The 16,584-nt window shown below is 43.4% G+C and carries 14 protein-coding genes; 7 read left to right on the top strand and 7 right to left on the bottom strand.

The window, feature by feature from the left end; genetic code table 11:
- Nucleotides 1-29 precede the first annotated feature (29 nt).
- On the top strand, nucleotides 30-185 hold the full coding sequence (locus tag Q0890_RS06020) for a DUF1328 domain-containing protein (protein ID WP_021814049.1): 156 nt from the start codon (nucleotides 30-32) through the stop codon (nucleotides 183-185).
- 127 nt (nucleotides 186-312) lie between these two features.
- On the opposite strand, the gene Q0890_RS06015 is transcribed toward Q0890_RS06020, so the two are convergent.
- The 4 genes from Q0890_RS06015 to Q0890_RS06000 form a co-directional block, all read right to left on the bottom strand.
- Nucleotides 313-606, bottom strand: coding sequence for a 4a-hydroxytetrahydrobiopterin dehydratase (locus tag Q0890_RS06015; RefSeq protein ID WP_299218597.1), 294 nt, complete (start codon nucleotides 604-606; stop codon nucleotides 313-315).
- Nucleotides 607-965: 359 nt separating this feature from the next.
- On the bottom strand, nucleotides 966-1,250 hold the full coding sequence (locus Q0890_RS06010; RefSeq protein ID WP_299218596.1) for a GNAT family N-acetyltransferase: 285 nt from the start codon (nucleotides 1,248-1,250) through the stop codon (nucleotides 966-968).
- Nucleotides 1,251-1,306: 56 nt separating this feature from the next.
- Nucleotides 1,307-2,650 carry an acyl-CoA desaturase gene (locus tag Q0890_RS06005; RefSeq protein ID WP_299218595.1) on the bottom strand — a complete coding sequence of 448 codons (1,344 nt, stop codon included), beginning with the start codon at nucleotides 2,648-2,650 and terminating at the stop codon, nucleotides 1,307-1,309.
- 18 nt (nucleotides 2,651-2,668) lie between these two features.
- Nucleotides 2,669-3,790, bottom strand: a complete 1,122-nt coding sequence (locus tag Q0890_RS06000) for a 2Fe-2S iron-sulfur cluster-binding protein (RefSeq protein WP_299218594.1) — start codon at nucleotides 3,788-3,790, stop codon at nucleotides 2,669-2,671.
- Nucleotides 3,791-4,214: 424 nt separating this feature from the next.
- Here Q0890_RS06000 and ettA point away from each other — a divergent pair, with 424 nt between their 5' ends.
- The gene (gene ettA, locus Q0890_RS05995; RefSeq protein WP_299218593.1) at nucleotides 4,215-5,876 is read left to right on the top strand and encodes an energy-dependent translational throttle protein EttA; all 1,662 of its coding nucleotides are present in this window, start codon (nucleotides 4,215-4,217) and stop codon (nucleotides 5,874-5,876) included.
- Nucleotides 5,877-5,969: 93 nt separating this feature from the next.
- Here ettA and plsB read toward each other — a convergent pair whose 3' ends face one another.
- Complete coding sequence (gene plsB / locus Q0890_RS05990; RefSeq protein ID WP_299218592.1) at nucleotides 5,970-8,675, bottom strand: glycerol-3-phosphate 1-O-acyltransferase PlsB; 2,706 nt, start codon at nucleotides 8,673-8,675, stop codon at nucleotides 5,970-5,972.
- Nucleotides 8,676-8,941: 266 nt separating this feature from the next.
- Here plsB and ybaK point away from each other — a divergent pair, with 266 nt between their 5' ends.
- Together ybaK and Q0890_RS05980 are read left to right on the top strand one after the other, a co-directional pair.
- Nucleotides 8,942-9,430: a Cys-tRNA(Pro) deacylase gene (gene ybaK, locus Q0890_RS05985; RefSeq protein ID WP_299218591.1), complete on the top strand. Its 489-nt coding sequence runs from the start codon at nucleotides 8,942-8,944 to the stop codon at nucleotides 9,428-9,430.
- 88 nt (nucleotides 9,431-9,518) lie between these two features.
- A complete protein-coding gene (locus Q0890_RS05980; protein WP_299218590.1) occupies nucleotides 9,519-9,893 on the top strand; it encodes a 5-carboxymethyl-2-hydroxymuconate Delta-isomerase in 375 nt (124 codons plus the stop codon).
- Between the two features lie 150 nt (nucleotides 9,894-10,043).
- Here Q0890_RS05980 and Q0890_RS05975 read toward each other — a convergent pair whose 3' ends face one another.
- Nucleotides 10,044-11,864, bottom strand: a complete 1,821-nt coding sequence (locus Q0890_RS05975) for an acyl-CoA dehydrogenase C-terminal domain-containing protein (protein ID WP_299218589.1) — start codon at nucleotides 11,862-11,864, stop codon at nucleotides 10,044-10,046.
- Between the two features lie 419 nt (nucleotides 11,865-12,283).
- Between Q0890_RS05975 and Q0890_RS05970 the strand changes: the two genes are divergently transcribed.
- Nucleotides 12,284-13,372 (top strand): FUSC family protein, encoded by a 1,089-nt coding sequence (locus Q0890_RS05970; RefSeq protein ID WP_299218588.1) that lies wholly within the window; start codon nucleotides 12,284-12,286, stop codon nucleotides 13,370-13,372.
- Between the two features lie 24 nt (nucleotides 13,373-13,396).
- Here the strand turns inward: Q0890_RS05970 and aroE are convergent, their stop codons facing one another.
- Nucleotides 13,397-14,254, bottom strand: a complete 858-nt coding sequence (gene aroE, locus Q0890_RS05965; RefSeq protein ID WP_299218587.1) for a shikimate dehydrogenase — start codon at nucleotides 14,252-14,254, stop codon at nucleotides 13,397-13,399.
- A 609-nt stretch (nucleotides 14,255-14,863) separates the two neighbouring features.
- Between aroE and Q0890_RS05960 the strand changes: the two genes are divergently transcribed.
- Together Q0890_RS05960 and Q0890_RS05955 are read left to right on the top strand one after the other, a co-directional pair.
- Complete coding sequence (locus tag Q0890_RS05960) at nucleotides 14,864-15,553, top strand: hypothetical protein (RefSeq protein ID WP_299218586.1); 690 nt, start codon at nucleotides 14,864-14,866, stop codon at nucleotides 15,551-15,553.
- Entirely contained in the window at nucleotides 15,543-16,583 is a 1,041-nt protein-coding gene (locus tag Q0890_RS05955; protein WP_299218585.1) for an aminotransferase class IV, read from the top strand. The genes Q0890_RS05960 and Q0890_RS05955 overlap by 11 nt, the downstream gene beginning before the upstream one ends.
- Nucleotide 16,584 lies beyond the last annotated feature (1 nt).

Here is a 16,584-nt window from a genome sequence, read left to right as displayed (position 1 = left end):
TGGATGTTTTTTATTTAAGGAGAAGGATTATGTTTCGTTGGGCGATTATATTTGCTGTTATTGCGCTATTAGCAAGTTTGTTAGGGTTTGGCGGCGTTGCTGGACTATCTGCTAATTTGGCTTATATTTTCTTGGCAGTAGCAGTTATCTTGTTTATCGTGGCTTTTGTTAGTCGCAAAATGTAAACAGCACAACATATTCATAATTGATAAATGCTGCTTATTTAAAATTAAAAAACGTCCTCAAGTGAGGACGTTTTTATTTGTGTTTTCACTAAGTCGGTATTAATTAAAAATATCGAGCACTACAATCTTATAGACGTTTAGGTTGAATAATATGTTCCATGCGTTTTGCTAAGCGAATATCATGGCTGGTAATACCGCCCGTATCATTAGTCGTCAAACGTACCTCAACGATGTTATAAATATTTTTCCATTCAGGATGATGCTCAAGGGCTTCAGCATAAAATGCGGCTTGATTCATAAAACTCATGGCTTCGACGAAGTTACTAAAATGGTAAGTTTTTACTATACTGTTCCCATCACGCTGCCAACCAGTAAGGTCTTCTAGCTGCATATCAACTTGTTTGTCGGATAAACTACTCATACCGATATCCTTTATTATTATGTCGTGGTTAATAAGAGTGTTGTCGTCATTGATTAAAATGCTATCAATAATCGCACCTTTTTTATTGGTAAAACTGGTATTTTGTTTTAACTATTACTATTTGTTACTTATATTCAAACGTATTACGTGTCGCTACTTAATAGAGAACGAAAAACCCACCTATCCTTTATATCCTGCCATATATCCATGGATAAATATATAGTGAGATAGCTTAAATAGATAGGTAGGCAATAGGTTAGTCGGTTCTGTTAGGTAAGATTAAGGCAGCCCATTTAAATGCTTAGACATACTATGACAGATATTTTAGGCTGTCATATTGATACTGTCTCATACAGCTACTACACCAAGTCTTTGTATTCTGGATGCTTGCTAATATAAGAGGATACAAACGAGCATTGTGGCACGACTTTTTTATCATGATCGCGGGCATAGTCTAGAGCATGTTTGACTAATTTTGAACCCACTCCGCGCCCGCCAAGCGCTGGCGGTACAATCGTATGGTCATAAATTAAAGCATCACCACGTTCTTGATAACTAATATAGCCAGTTTGACCTTCTATCGTAGTCTCAAAACGATTGCGATCTTCATTATGCGTGATATCTAACGGTTGTTGATTACTCATATAAATCTCCAGTTATTAGGTATGTTTTATTGATGTGATTCAACATAGAATAAAGATTATCTATAATAAAATAAAGCATGACGCACGACGGGTGGCAAGTATCTACTCAGACCTCGCGTAACAGTTAAGGACGTCTTTGCTTGGTTTGTCTCATTATTTTTATCCATAACCATTTGCGTTTGCAAGTATGAATCTCGCTCGTCATTACTTGGTTTACTAAAGTGATAAATACGTTTAATGACTTGGGTAAGCTGCTCACCAAAGCTGCCTGTATTGTAAGGTAGGCCATACTTTTTGCATATCTCTTGTACTTGCGGGGCCACGCGTGTGTAATGGTTGGCTGGCATATCAGGATAAATATGATGTTCAATTTGATGCGATAAATGACCGGTCAGAATATGGAACCACTTGCGACCTGTGATGTTGCTTGATCCTAATATCTGTCTGGTATACCAGTCGCCGCGACTCTCATCGTCATCTAAATGCGTATAGATATGTGCCTGCTCGGTAAAATGACCACAAAATATCACCGCCCAAGTCCAAACATTACGTACGATATTGGCAGTCACGTTGCCACTGACTGACGTCATAGCACTACGCGCGCCAAATATCAGCCCACTAAGCGCAGGCAGAACCAGATAATCTTTGCCTATTTGTCGCTTTATTTTGTCAAATAACGCTTGTGACTTGGGTGTCATGATATCTACCAAGTGCGCGTCATGGGCATATTCATCAACACTGATCTGAATATCGTGAAAGGCCACTGCCCATTCAAACCCTAATGCCAGTATCATAGTGCTCAATAAATTATTACGATCGCTTGGCGTCCAAGGCTGCTCATCGGTCACTCGAATCAGATGATACCCCACATCGTGGTCACGACCAACGATATTGGTAAAGGTATGGTGTAAGTAATTGTGCGAGTGCTGCCAAAGCGGCGCAGGACAGACAATGTCCCAATCGAACTTTTGACTGTTCAGATGCGGATGCTGTATCCAATCATACTGACCGTGCATGACATTGTGCCCAAGCTCCATGTTGTTTAATATTTTGCTAAAACTTAGTAAAGAAGTGCCTAACAGCCAAATGCTCAATTGCTTACGGCGTGAAGAGGGACATGCGGCAACAGCAAGCAGGCCACGCGCCAAAATTTCACTATAAACGACAGCAGCGTAAATGCGCTGAATATAGCGCGCATCCTCTGCACCAAGCGATGCCATGACACTCTGATATAATACATCTAACTCAGCGGCCATCAACTCGGTTTGTGCCTTTGATAAGGGCGCGCGGCTTAATGTCGGGTAACGAGTCTGCGCTACCCATCGCTTATCTACTACAGGCTGAATAGGGGTAGTAGGGAGCGCGGATCGAGCACTAAACATAGGCGGTAATAAACGCATAAAAAGTCCTTTGTTATATTAAATATCGAGCACAACATCGGTTACAGGTACACTAATACAAGTCTGAATGGACTCAAAACCTTCACCGCTGACAACCCCTGTCTGGATGTTTTTGACCTGACCGCTGATTTTTTGACAGCGGCACAGGTGGCAAATGCCTTGGCGACAACCATGGGGCAAACGTATACCTGCCGCTTCAGCGCTTTTAAGCAAAGTAGTACGGCTAGTAAACTGCCGCTGTCGTCCGCGTAAATGTACGGTTTGCGCTATGCTATCAGTCTCGCTTCCTTCCTGATCGTGATGATTAACACTCGTCCCAAAGCGTTCTATTGTGATGTTATCGAGTAGCGATGCTGTATCGTCAACAGTTAGCTCACGTGCCGCTTGGTACAGGCTTAATAGCAAAGACTGCGCTCCGCAAGCGTATATTTGCGTTTGAGCGAGCGGTAATCCGAGCGCAAGCAGGCTTGCCGTGGTCAGATATCTGTTGCCTGCAAAATAAGTGCTGACATCTTGCGTCGCAATCAGATGATAACGAAACGTAGGATAAGTCGCAGCTAGTGAAGCCCAAAATGATGTCAATATAGGCGTGCGATTGTAGTGAAGCAGAGTGACTGATTGTCTATTCATGAGCGCCTGCGTGACTAAGCCTAACATCGGCGTAATACCGCTACCACTAGCAATACACAATATCGGTGTCGGTTCATCTTGCATGTGTGGCAGGACAAAATTGCCGCTTGGCACATTGCACGCAAAAACATCCCCAAGTAATGTTTTCTGAGTCAAGTATTTTGATACCAAACCTTGAGATTTAATAGCGATAGTAAGCGTGTGCGGTTTTTTACTTTGCCACCATAGTGCCTGCTGAGGTAAACCAAGCAGTGAATACTGACGCTGATGATGAATGCCGTCTATTGGTACGATTAAGCTTAAGTGCTGTCCGCCATGCCAGTGATTGTTCGATTGTTGTCGAAAAGCATGGTTGGTTTCAAACTGTAGAGCTATCAGATCATCGCTCAATGTATGCTTGGCTAATAATCGTAGCTTAGGTGCAATCAATGACCCAAAAGAATGTATATGCGTACTGACAAAATCCACAAAAACGCGCTGAATAAGCTCAGGGTGGTAGCCAGTCGTCATAAGTAAAGCACCTGTTTGCTAAGAATTGCTACGCAAATTGTAAATATTAAGCTTAAAATCACTTTCACCAAATTATTGTTTTATTAAGTTATATTAATATAATAACCCCTGTTAATTAAGTTTATAGTTTGATTGATGCAAAATTTTGTAGGTTTTATAAAACAAAAATCTATCAGTAGTTAATTTTATCTATTATTATTTTTTATAGCGTCTACAAGTTTATTCTTAGCTTTTATCAGAAATGAGTAGCAGAAGTATTAAAAACGACTAAACATACCAGAAAACAAGCTGTTAGCTTGCAGGGCATGCGCCACAATGCGATAATGGCAGACAATTTATAACCCTGATTTTTGAGGCGCAGTTCACTTAGCATCATTGCTAACTGTGATGACAGTCCTCGTCTATGTAGTCTATCGGAGTGTTAATGGCTCAATATATTTACACGATGAACAACGTGTCAAAACTTGTTCCGCCTAAGCGCGAAATCCTAAAGAATATCAATTTATCGTTTTTCCCAGGTGCCAAAATCGGTGTACTAGGTATTAACGGTTCTGGCAAATCGACGTTGCTACGTATCATGGCAGGCGTCGATACTGAATTTAGCGGTGAAGCACGCGCACAAACGGGTACTAAAGTTGGCTACTTGCCGCAGGAGCCACAGCTTGATGATAGCAAAGATGTTCGTGGTAATGTCGAAGATGGCATGCGTGAAGCATTAGATGCGCTTGCCCGTCTCGATGCAATTTATGCTGAATACGCAGAGCCTGATGCCGACTTTGATAAGCTTGCTGAAGAACAAGGCAAGATGGAAGACATCATTCAAGCTTGGGATGCGCATAACTTGAATACTCAGCTAGAAAAAGCGGCTGATGCACTACGTTTGCCGCCATGGGATGCTGATGTTAGCAAACTGTCAGGTGGTGAAAAACGCCGTGTGGCCTTATGTCGTTTGTTATTGTCGCGCCCTGATATGCTATTGCTTGATGAGCCAACCAACCATTTGGATGCCGAATCTGTCGCTTGGCTTGAGCTGTTCTTACAGAACTATAGCGGTACGATCGTGGCCATTACCCATGATCGTTATTTCTTGGACAACGTTGCTCAGTGGATCTTAGAGCTGGACCGTGGTCATGGCTATCCGTATGAGGGCAACTACACTGAGTGGCTCGAGCAAAAGAATAACCGCCTTGAGCAGCAAAATAAACAAGAAGAATCATTTGCTAAAGCACTCAAAAAAGAGCTTGAGTGGATTCGTAAAAACCAAAAAGGTCAGCAGGCCAAGTCCAAATCTCGTGTACAGCGTTTTGAAGAGTTAAACTCACAAGAGTTCCAAAAACGTAACGAGACCTCTGAGATTTATATTCCACCTGGTCCACGTTTGGGTAACAAAGTCATCGAAGTCAATGATATCTCTAAGTCATTCGGTGATCGTTTGCTTTATGAAAACCTAAGCTTTAACGTCCCAGCGGGTGCTATCGTCGGTATCATCGGTCCAAATGGTGCAGGTAAAACTACATTATTTAACATGATTACCGAACGTGATACGCCAGATACAGGCTCGGTTGACTTGGGTGAAAGCGTTAAAGTCGCTTATGTCGGTCAGGTACGTGATAATTTAGATGATAATAAAACCGTCTGGGAAGAAGTGTCTGACGGCTTAGATATTATCACCGTTGGTGACTATACGACGCCAAGCCGTGCTTATATTGGCCGCTTTAACTTTAAAGGCTCAGATCAGCAAAAGCATGTCGGGCAGCTATCAGGTGGTGAGCGTAACCGTCTACAATTGGCTAAAACTTTGAAGCAGGGCGCTAACGTATTATTACTGGATGAGCCCTCAAACGATTTGGACATCGAGACCCTACGTGCGCTAGAGGATGCGATTCAAGTATTCCCAGGTACGGTCATGGTAGTGTCGCATGATCGCTGGTTCCTTGACCGTATCGCCACACATATCTTGGCCTTTGAAGAAGAAGGCCCGATTTGGTATGACGGTAATTACACAGAATTTGAAGCGTATCGCAAAAAAACGATGGGTGACGATGCCGGTCCTAAGCGTATGAAGTATAAAAAGATTTCTACCTAGATTGTCGGCTTAAAAATCTTAAGTTATATATAATAAAAAAGACCTCTAATTATTAGAGGTCTTTTTTATTGTATATGAAGAAGCGAGTACGCACTAACGCTTAAGACCAAATTTGCGCTGCTTTTTATTACTAATCTCAGTAATCGCATGGGCGATCTCTTCATCATCAAGACTGGCGATTTGCTGCAAAATTTGCATCATGTCAGGGCTTAGTACATATTTAGCATGATGAGCGATATCGTCAATACGCTGATCGAAGTTTAGCACGCCTGTATCTTTATCTACTTGTAAGTAGTTCAGACGAGTCAGTGCTGTGACAAAACTTAAGAATAAGGAGCGATCAAAGAAGTCAGGAATATCGTCAGCATATAATACTGATAAACGTTGACCAAGCAGATGACACAGATCAACTACCTCTTCTGTGGTCAAGTTTCCTGAGCCTTGTTGTGACAATAGCGCCAAGGTCATAAAGTAACGCTCAAGACTCTGTGCAACGGGAGCGGCAAGGACTTCTAGCTGCTGATAACAGCTGCTGTTGGCATCTGGTACACCGAGCATGCCATCACCTAAGTCGATAATTAGGCCGTGAGCGATCAGGTTGTCGATTTTTTGATTAAGCGTATCCATCAGACCATGCGCCGGATAGTATAAAAACAGCTCGCTTTGCAAAAAAGGATACATCTGAGTAACGATATCATCAAGACGGCTGCGACTCACGCGACCATTGCGTGCAACCAGTGCAGCTAAGAAAGACAATAGGATAAATACATGCAAAATGTTATTACGGAAATAGCTCAATAGCGCGGCTTGCTTGCCAGCGACTTGAATGATATCACCCAAAATATGCGGTATACGCTCAATAAGTTTGAGCTTGATACCATAGTCGATGATTTTTTGCGGGCTCATATCGGTAACGATAGTGTCGTCAGAGTAGGGTATTTGACGCGCAATACCTTGATATAGGGCGATTTGTTCGCGGCAGATGTCTTCATCAAGAGCCGCTTTTGGCGCTGAGAGTAAGACTAAGGACAGTAATGATACGGGATTGACGACCGCCGCTTTATTGATATGCTGCATGATCTTTACACCAATATTATCAACCATGGCACTGGCTTTTTCATCAAGTGGCGTATCGGTACGATCAGCGGGTAGGCTATCAGCAGGCACGTCGAACTTTTGCATAAAGTCGCTTAGGTGTAGCGGTGTGCCAAAGCTTAAATGCACATTACCAAAAATACGCTCAATCTTGCGTCCAACTTTTAGTAACCCAATTAAGGATTCGGACTCTTTTGGCTTGCCTTTTAGCTCACCGATATAAGTGCCACCTTCCATAATGCGCTCATAACCAATGTAAGTCGGAATAAACACCACAGGTTTATTGGTTTGACGTAGCTGGCTATGTACCGTCATTGCTAGCATACCCATCTTCGGTGGTAGCAGGCGTCCTGAGCGTGAGCGTCCGCCTTCTATAAAGTATTCAATCGGCGTATTACGGGTGATAAGGGTATGCATATACTCACGCAATACTGCGGTATAAAGCGCGTTACCCCGAAAGCTACGACGAATATAAAAAGCCACAGCGCCGCGTAACAAAGGGCCTAATACAGGAACATCTAAGTTATCACCCGCTGCCACATAAGGAATGCTCAGACCGCGCTTATAGATAACGTAAGATAAGAGCAAGTAATCAACATGACTACGATGACAGGGCACATAGATGATTTCGTGATCGGTTGCAAGCTTGCGTACGCGCTCAAAGTGATGGACATCGACACCGTCATACAGCTGTGTCCAGAGCCAAGTCAAAAATTTATCAAAGACTCGAATGATCGGGTGAGAGTAATCATTAACCATCTCATTTGCATAGTTTCTAGCAAGCCCGCGTGCTTCACGGACACTAATATCTTTTTCATCCGCTTCGATCTGCGTGGCGTGTTGAATGGCAGGGGAGTAGATCAGCTTATCTACCAAATTGCGCCGATCTGATAAGTCAGGACCAAGCATCGTTGTACGCTGATTATCGAGATAGGCATGAAGCTGCTGCTGTAAGTCGCGTACCAGCTCACGGTTAGCGTCTGCTGCTGGCACCAATGCATGTTTTGCGTCGCGGCTATCTGCACTATCAGCTACTCCGAGCTCATCTGCTTGTCCATCATGCAAGCTATTATAAATAATGGTGCGTAAGTCTTTTGGCGCATGGAACTGGACAAAGGTATCGCGACCCATCACACCGATATTAAATAATTGCTTGGTAATACTGGGATCTTGCCAGTTATCTGCCATCAATAGCTTGAACAAGGAGTCCTCTTTTTCAGGCGCGCGGCCCCAAAGAATCGATACTGGTACCAGTCGTATTTGTAAGTCTGGATGTTGTAGACTGGCCGCAACCAAACGTGACAAGCGCGGCGATAGTTGACTGTCCTTGGCTTTGGGATGATGCAAAAATATGATAGCAGCATTTTCATTCACATCATGTATGCTGTCTTTGACACTCATCAGTGCAGGCGGCAGCTTATGCTCCCCAGTTTGCAGATCGATCAAAATACTATTGGAGCGCGAATAATCCTGTAGTACATAAAAGGTCAGCGTTTGATCATCGGTATCGAATACTGGCAGCTCGCCCAAAAGCTTTGCTTTGACTGCGACATCAAGCGCCTGTCCCGATATCTTTCGGTACAGCTGATTGATAGGTGCCTTGGTATAAGTCGTCGCAGTTGACGACTTGCTAGCCTCAGAGGTGGCTTGCGCTTTGGGCGTTCGGTTTTTTAGGAGCTTGTTTTTTAGGAAACTGGGTATCATAATCAAAAGTCAGACTTTGCAAAATGTAATGCGCTTATGATGCCATAAAAGCGCTCAAAGCGATATATGGTGTCGGTATCTGTGCTGAATATATTATAAATGCCAATTTGTCTAAGGTAACACAACCTTGATATATCGTGATTGTATTAAGCGCTAGAATATAAGTATAGTGTGGGTACAAGGTATAACCGTCTGGTGTATGGTATTTATGATTATCGCTTTAATCCTATTATCTGTGTTTATTTTAAGTTTGATAAGAGTGCCTTATGACCCCTGCTATTAAGACTGCTAAGCAGTATCACCTTGATTACCAGCTACATGAATATGTCCATGATAGCGGTGCGGCATCTTTTGGTTTAGAGGCGGCTGACAAGCTCGGTATACAAGCTGCGCAAGTTTTCAAAACATTGGTGGTAGAGACAGATGCTGGCATGTTAGCTGTTGCTCTTGTGCCAGTCGATACCACCTTGAATGTCAAAAAGATGGCCAAAGCTCTGTCTTCTAATAAAGTGCTCGCCTGCAAAAAAGTACAAATGGCCGATCCGAAACACGTTGCACGTAGTACAGGTTATGTGCTTGGCGGTGTCAGTCCGCTTGGGCAAAAAAAGCGTTTAATCACTATCATCGATATAACAGCTAACGATCACTCTACCATCTATGTCAGTGCTGGACGCCGCGGGCTTGAGATTGAGCTACCGCCATTACAACTGGCCAAAACGCTTGGCGCTCTTTTTGAAGATATTGCTGATACATGATGGCTGTTTTTGGCATCCTATCAAATAATCAGCCATGCTAAGCTTGTTTGCCTACATAAAGTTTTTAACTCACTATAAGGGTCTACCTATGCCGCATTTAACGATTCAAGCATCTCCTAATGTCAGTATCTCTCACGAAGAGTCACTGCTCAAATCTTTAAATAAAGCATTATGGGATAGTGGTCATTTTGGTAAACCAACTGATATCAAGGCGCGAATAATCCCTATTGATACGTTTTTGGTTGGGGTCGAGGATGACGAGCAAGCCCATGGTTTTATTTATGCACATCTAAAATTGATGCCAGGGCGTGACAATGACGTCCGTGAGCAATTGGCACAACTATTGGTGACGACGATAGAGGATTCGCTAAGTGAAGAGCAGTCGGGGCGAGCGGCGCTAAAAATATGCGTAGAAGTTGAGGAGATCAGTCCTGTTTATCAAAAAAAGCTACTCGGTAGCTAGCATTGATTTTTAACTAGAAGTTTTTTAACTTTTATGTCATTTGGAATCATAATTACTACATTACTCAAGCATAAAAAAGCGCCCAACTCTTAATAAGTTAGGCGCTTTTTGTTTTTCTTAGCTTTAGTCAAGCTTAGATGCTACTTAAACTTAGTCTAAAAAGGCAAAGTTCTCGATATCCATCGCCGTCATACTTTCACTTGGTGCAACCATACTCTCAGCATGGCCTGATGTACGTGGCAAGATTTTGTCAAAATAAAACTCTGCCGTTTGGACTTTGGCTTTATAGAATTCTGGTGACTCAGCACCCCCATTTTCAAGCTTGTCATAAGCGACTGCTGCCATACGCGCCCAGTGATAGCCCATCATTATGTAGCCTGAATACATCAAAAAGTCTTCTGAAGCCGCTGAGATAACTTCACGGTCTTTACGTGCCATCAGCATCAAGCGTACTGTCAGCGTGTTCCACTCAGCACATAGTTTAGTCAATGCCCAAACAAACTTACGCATGTCTTTATCAAGCGCATACTCGCCGCACCATTTCATAATACTTGACGTATAGTCACGGATGATTTTACCTTTTGACTGCAAGATAACCTTACGGCCTAACAAATCAAGTGCCTGTACGCCAGTGGTGCCTTCGTACATGGTAGCGATACGGGCATCACGAGCGATAAGCTCCATACCCCATTCTTTGATGTAACCGTGACCGCCATAAACCTGTTGACCATGTTTGGCCGCCTCGATACCAAGCTCAGTTAAGAAGCCTTTTAGGATGGGCGTATAAAAGCCCAGCTTATCGTCCCATTTTTCAAACTCTGCATCATCACCATTAGCCACGCCTTGCGCCATTTTATCTGCATAACGTGCTGAGTGATAAATCATCGAACGTCCACCTTCAGCAAAGGCTTTTTGCGTCAACAGCATCCGGCGTACATCCGCATGGTGAATGATGGCATCCGCTACTTTTTCAGGGTCTTTGGTCCCTGATAGGGCACGCATAGAGCGACGCTCCTTGGCATAGGGTAGGGCATTTTGAAATGACAGCTCGGTATGTGCCAGACCTTGAATACCCGTACCAATACGAGCAGTGTTCATAAAGGTAAACATCGCTTTGAGGCCTTTATTTGGCTCACCAATCAAATAGCCAACAGCATCATCAAAGTTCAATACACAAGTTGATGAAGAGCTGATGCCCATTTTGTGTTCGATAGAACCACAAGTGACGCCATTGCGCTCGCCCACTTCACCATCATCATTAGGAAGGAATTTTGGTACGATGAATAATGAGATACCGCGGGTGCCTTCAGGTGCGCCAGGTAAGCGTGCTAGTACGATATGAATGATGTTTTCAGTCAAGTCGTGCTCACCGCTTGAGATGAAAATTTTAGTACCGCTAATCTTATAACTGTCGTCCTCTTGCGGGATTGCTTTTGATTTGACTTGTCCCAAATCTGTACCGCATTGTGGCTCAGTTAGGCACATCGTACCTGCCCATGAGCCGTCAACCAATTTATGTAAATAAGTCTCTTTTTGCTCGTCAGTACCATATTGCATTAGCGTATTGATGCAACCTGTTGAGAGGCCAGGATACATTGCCCAAGGCCAGTTGGCTGTACCAATCATCTCAGCTTTAATCAGGTTAATAGACATGGGCAGGTTCATACCGCCGTATTCTTCAGGGTATGAAATGCCTTGCCAGCCGCCCTCAACAAACTGATTATAAGCTTCTTTAAAGCCTTTAGGAGTTGTCACGACGCCGTTTTCAAAATGACAACCTTCTGCATCAGCAGGCTGATAAAGAGGGGCTAAGACGTTTTCTGAAAAATCAGCCATGCCCTGTAAAATCATATCGATAGTCTCAGGGTCAGCATTTGCGCCATTGTCTAAGTCTTTATAATGCGTTTGAAAGTCAAATACATCGTTAATCAAAAACTTAATATCACGTAAAGGAGCTTTGTAAGTTAACATAGTTGATCTCTTTATTTGGTTTGCTCTAGTACGACCGATGGCTGGTTTTTATAAGCTTGTATTCGTATTAGAGATAAGAATGGATAAATACGGTTGGTTATCGCTGTTAGATTATTATCGTTATAATCACAATGTACTGAGTAAAATGGCAAGCTATGTGAATACTGGCCATATGTATATGATTAGTATAAATGTTCTTTTGAGACAAATATACAATGCATAATTAATTTTCATGACTTGATGGTTTAGATATTAATTTAATTTATCAAATAGCAATAGGTTTCTTAATATAGAAGAGGATTGCGATGGTTAGGGCTGTCTAACTTAAGCTATGAACAGTAAGCACAAACAACGTATGAGGGTAATAATTTATGAACGTGTATGGGTTCTTCACATCGCTAAAACAGAAGGGACAATAAATGCTCGCTTATATTAAGCATTTAATTCGTGGAGAGCTTAATCATTTGCTCACGGTCAATCGAAGCCGCCGACCATGGCATATGCCGATCATCGCTGCTATAGCCATCAGTTTTCCAGTCTTTGTTGGCGCATATTTTGGGGTACTACATGCAGGAATTAAGGCGTCTTTAGGAGCCATGGTTATATTAAACTTACCATTTGCAGGCTCATTACCTTATCGCTTAGTGACGGTGATGGCGTGGAGCTTTGCGATGACGCTTTGCTTTGCGCTCGGACTGATTGCGCAGCAAGTGCCCTTACTAAAACTACCAGTATTTGCGCTGATTGCCTTTAGCGTCGTTGTTTTTGGTCGCTATTATCGTCAGCCGCCGCCTGCCGGACTGTTTGTCATGATGGCGGGTGCAATTGCTCTATTCATTCCTGTTTCAGCTGAACAGATATTATCAGCCACTGGGCTTGTGATGTTGGGCAGTGGTTTTTCAATGTTTATGGCACTTTTATATACGCTGTTTTTATTGGTGACGCGCCCCTCTACTGCTGTGCCAGAGTATCGTTATGAGCCAGATATAATCAGTGACAGTATCATCGTTGCAAGTTTTGTTAGCTTGGCATTATCGATAGCCGTGCTGCTAGACATGCCTTATCCATATTGGGCTGCGGTCAGTTGTTTTATTATCATTCAAGGCATACAAATGCGCACGATATGGATTAAACAGCTGCATCGTCTGCTGGGTACCTTAGCAGGCATGGTGGTTGCCGGCTGGATGTTGTCTTGGAATTTATCGATGTGGGAGGTGGCGCTCGCAATACTGCTTATGATGCTGTGTATTGAATCGCTGGTTGATCGTCATTACGGACTGGCCGTGATACTGATCACTCCGTTAACGATATTTATCGCCGAGTATGGCAGTGTTACCTCGCTTGCGCAGGCGAGTATCCAAGAGATTATTCGGGCACGAATGCTCGATACTGCGCTAGGCTGCGCGGTAGGTCTGAGTGGAGGGCTGGCGATACATTCAGTCAAGCTACGCGTACCGCTACGGCGCATAGAAAAATGGTTATTAATACGTTTTTCATCTTCGCCCTAATAGCACTTTATTAATACAAACCCTTTATCGCTTCTTACTCGCTTGAATCGCAGTGGTTACTTGAGTCACATCGATACTATGAGTGGTCCAACGCTCAAAGCTTAATGCAGCTTGACCGATGAGCATCCCATAACCGTCTGAGGTTTGCGCACCGCGCGCGGCAAAATGCTGTAAAAAGGGCAGCGCGCGTCCATACATCATGTCATAGGCATAGTGGCAATCTAAATCATCAGCGATAGGCAAGGTGTCACCTGATAACCCGATAGAAGTCGCATTAATAATCAGGTCGAATTGTCCAGTCAGCGCAGATGTCGCGCAAGTTTTAACCGCATGCTCGTTAATCGCATTACTGGCTGCGCTAAGCTCATCGACCAACACTTCAGCTTTACTCAACGTTCGATTCGCAAGGGTCAGTTGTCCAATACCTGCTTGAATCAGTGGCAGTATCACCCCACGTGCTGCGCCGCCTGCGCCAATGATAGCGACACGAGCGTTGGTAAGCGGCCAATCTAAGCTCATCATATGATTGACCAAACCTTGACCGTCGGTATTATCACCATATAGCGTCTTATCTTTTGACGAATCATCACTGACTAACAGTAACGTATTGACCGCGCCTGCGACACGCGCATGTTCAGACAGACCGCCTTGAGATTGACAAGATGCGTAAGCGAGCTGTTTAAAAGGTACTGTCACATTGGCACCCACACCGCCACCATTAAAAAACGCCTCAACAACTGCATTGAAGCTTGCGGTATCATCAGGACAGTATTGACGCCGATAGCTAATATCAATACCCACTTGCGCGGCAAATGTCTGATGAATCTCGGGAGATTTACTATGAGCAATAGGATTGCCAATAACGATAAAATGCTGGGTCATAAACGGTCCACTAGCGCTGTAGTCAATATGAATAATAAAAGTCGGTGCACTGTAGCTATAAAATGTCTTGCTTATTGTACGCTTTGCCAGACAGAGGATTCATAAAATTTATCTGAGTAACTCTGCAAGCCTTTTAGATTGTATTCATGATAACAAAGAAATAATAAGCAGCAAGAGAGAGAAAATCAAACAGTGCTTACTCATCATAGGGGATAACAATGTTTTTAACAAATTTGCACCTTCTACGATTGTTATCCGTAACGTAAAGGCTAGTCAAGCGCTAGGCAGTTGGGTACACTGTTGACATAATGGCATTATAATTATGACAGTAAAGAGCGGCACAATGAGCCAAGCTTAAGCTAATAAATGGCGCATTTATTGCAAGCGCATTTGTTATAGAAGTTGTCGTATAAGTATAACTGAAGCATAGAATATTTATCATATTGGTCGTTGCTTGACCGCATTTATGATATCGATAGACTATGACAGTAATAACAATATGTATTGATAATGCACCGTGTAGATAACTATTCTTTTCTTTATTGGCAAGCCGCACCATTAACGGCTGGTTAATATAATTTATACCCAAAAAGTGTGAGTAAATTGCCCATGTGGAATAACAGCCTACAGACCTTTGCGGTCAGTATAGTGATAGCAGCTGGTGTCTCATTGAGCGCGTGTAATGCCCCAACGCAAGAAACCCCCTCTGAGGCAGTGTCTGATAGTACAGCTGAGCAAGCCAAACCTGAACAAGCAAATCCTACGCCAGAGACAGATTTGGATGGTGCGACCGTTGAGCAAGGCACGCCAGTCAAATATGATGTTTCTTCATGGGGTGACAAACAAGTCCAGCCTGTAAGCGTACAAGAGGTCGATCAAATAAAATCAACGTTTGGCAAGGTCGTCACCACTGATGAGAATAGCTTGGACTACGCCAGTAACCCAGCAGTTAAATACCGCTTTATGGATACAGATGCGCCTTATCTGGACTTGATTGACTCTGAAAAGTATCTTGAGCTTGGTTGGTATTTCGCCAATCCTACTGACTCAGATAAAGAAAAAGAGCTGAGTAAAGCCCATGCGAAAAAATCCTATCAGCTTGCCCGTCAGCTTATGAATGATGATGGCGGAAAAGTCATCTCAGATATGCTTAGAGGACAAATCATAAAAAATAAAACCATTGGTGGACAAAAGATAGAGCTGGGTAAATGCGAGTTTTATAGTTGCATGCTGGTGCTAAATAAGTCAGGTGAACAGCAAGCGGAAGACAGCGAAAGAAAGCTCGATAATGATGGCTAAGCTTGATAACAGCGAGTCCAATAGTAGTCAGTTTATTAACCATGCTTCTATCACTAACTACGCCTCTACATGGCAGCGACTATATCCGCAGTCTGATAATATGGTCGCGAATACAAACAATAGCGCCATCACCCCAGACAATCGCGGGCTGGCTTATGGAGATGGGTTTTTTACTACTATTGGCGTCATCGATGGTTCGATATTATGGCCAGAGTATCATTATCAAAGACTGCTCTCTCATGCCCATGCATTACAATTAGCTGTCGATAGCGACTCGCTACTCGCCACTTTGCAAGCCCACGCTCAGCAGCTACAGCAAGGTGTTATAAAGGTCATTGTCACGCGTGCTGTACAAGCTGTGCGCGGTTATGGTTTTGCAGCAGATATGGATGCTAGCCCTTGTGAGGTTTGGTCAAAAGCAACCGCTATGACTATCGATACTGCGCAGCATGCTCAGCTGCCAGATGGTCACAGTGTTTTGATACAACCCATGACATCAGCCGTATGTCTAACCGCACAACTTGCTTGCTTGCCGCCATCGTTAGCGGGACTCAAAAGCCTTAATCGACTGGATAATGTGCTGGCGAGCGGTGAGCTCCAACGTCTTAAAGCCAAATCGTTAAAATCTAATGCAGAATTGGGCGTTGGTGAAGGAATAGGCATTGGCGAAGGATTAGTACGCGATATAAGCGGCAGTTGGGTGGAGGGCACGATGAGCAATGTCTTTTATCAGTTGTCTAGCGCCCAATCGACTGACTCTAGCGATAAAGCTAAAGCCAATTATCCTGATGATTCTCTATTATCAGGTCAGTGGTTTACACCGCCGTTGATGCAATCCGGTGTCGCTGGAGTGATGCGCCAAGTCATTATTGATGCTTTCGCTAAGACCAAGACGCCAGTGATTGTGCGCGCGTTAAATGATGATGATTTGCCAAATTTAACCCAGATGTTTTTTTGTAATGCTTTGCGCGGGGTGATGCCAGTGAAAAGTTTGGCTTTGTTGTCGGGAGAAGTAGTAGAGTTTGGTTAGT

It is taken from the genome of uncultured Psychrobacter sp. (assembly GCF_947488565.1).
GTDB classification, from domain to species: Bacteria; Pseudomonadota; Gammaproteobacteria; order Pseudomonadales; family Moraxellaceae; genus Psychrobacter; species Psychrobacter saeujeotis.
The sequence above is the reverse complement of the archived record's forward strand: the minus strand, read 5'-3'. Positions and strand labels throughout refer to the sequence as shown.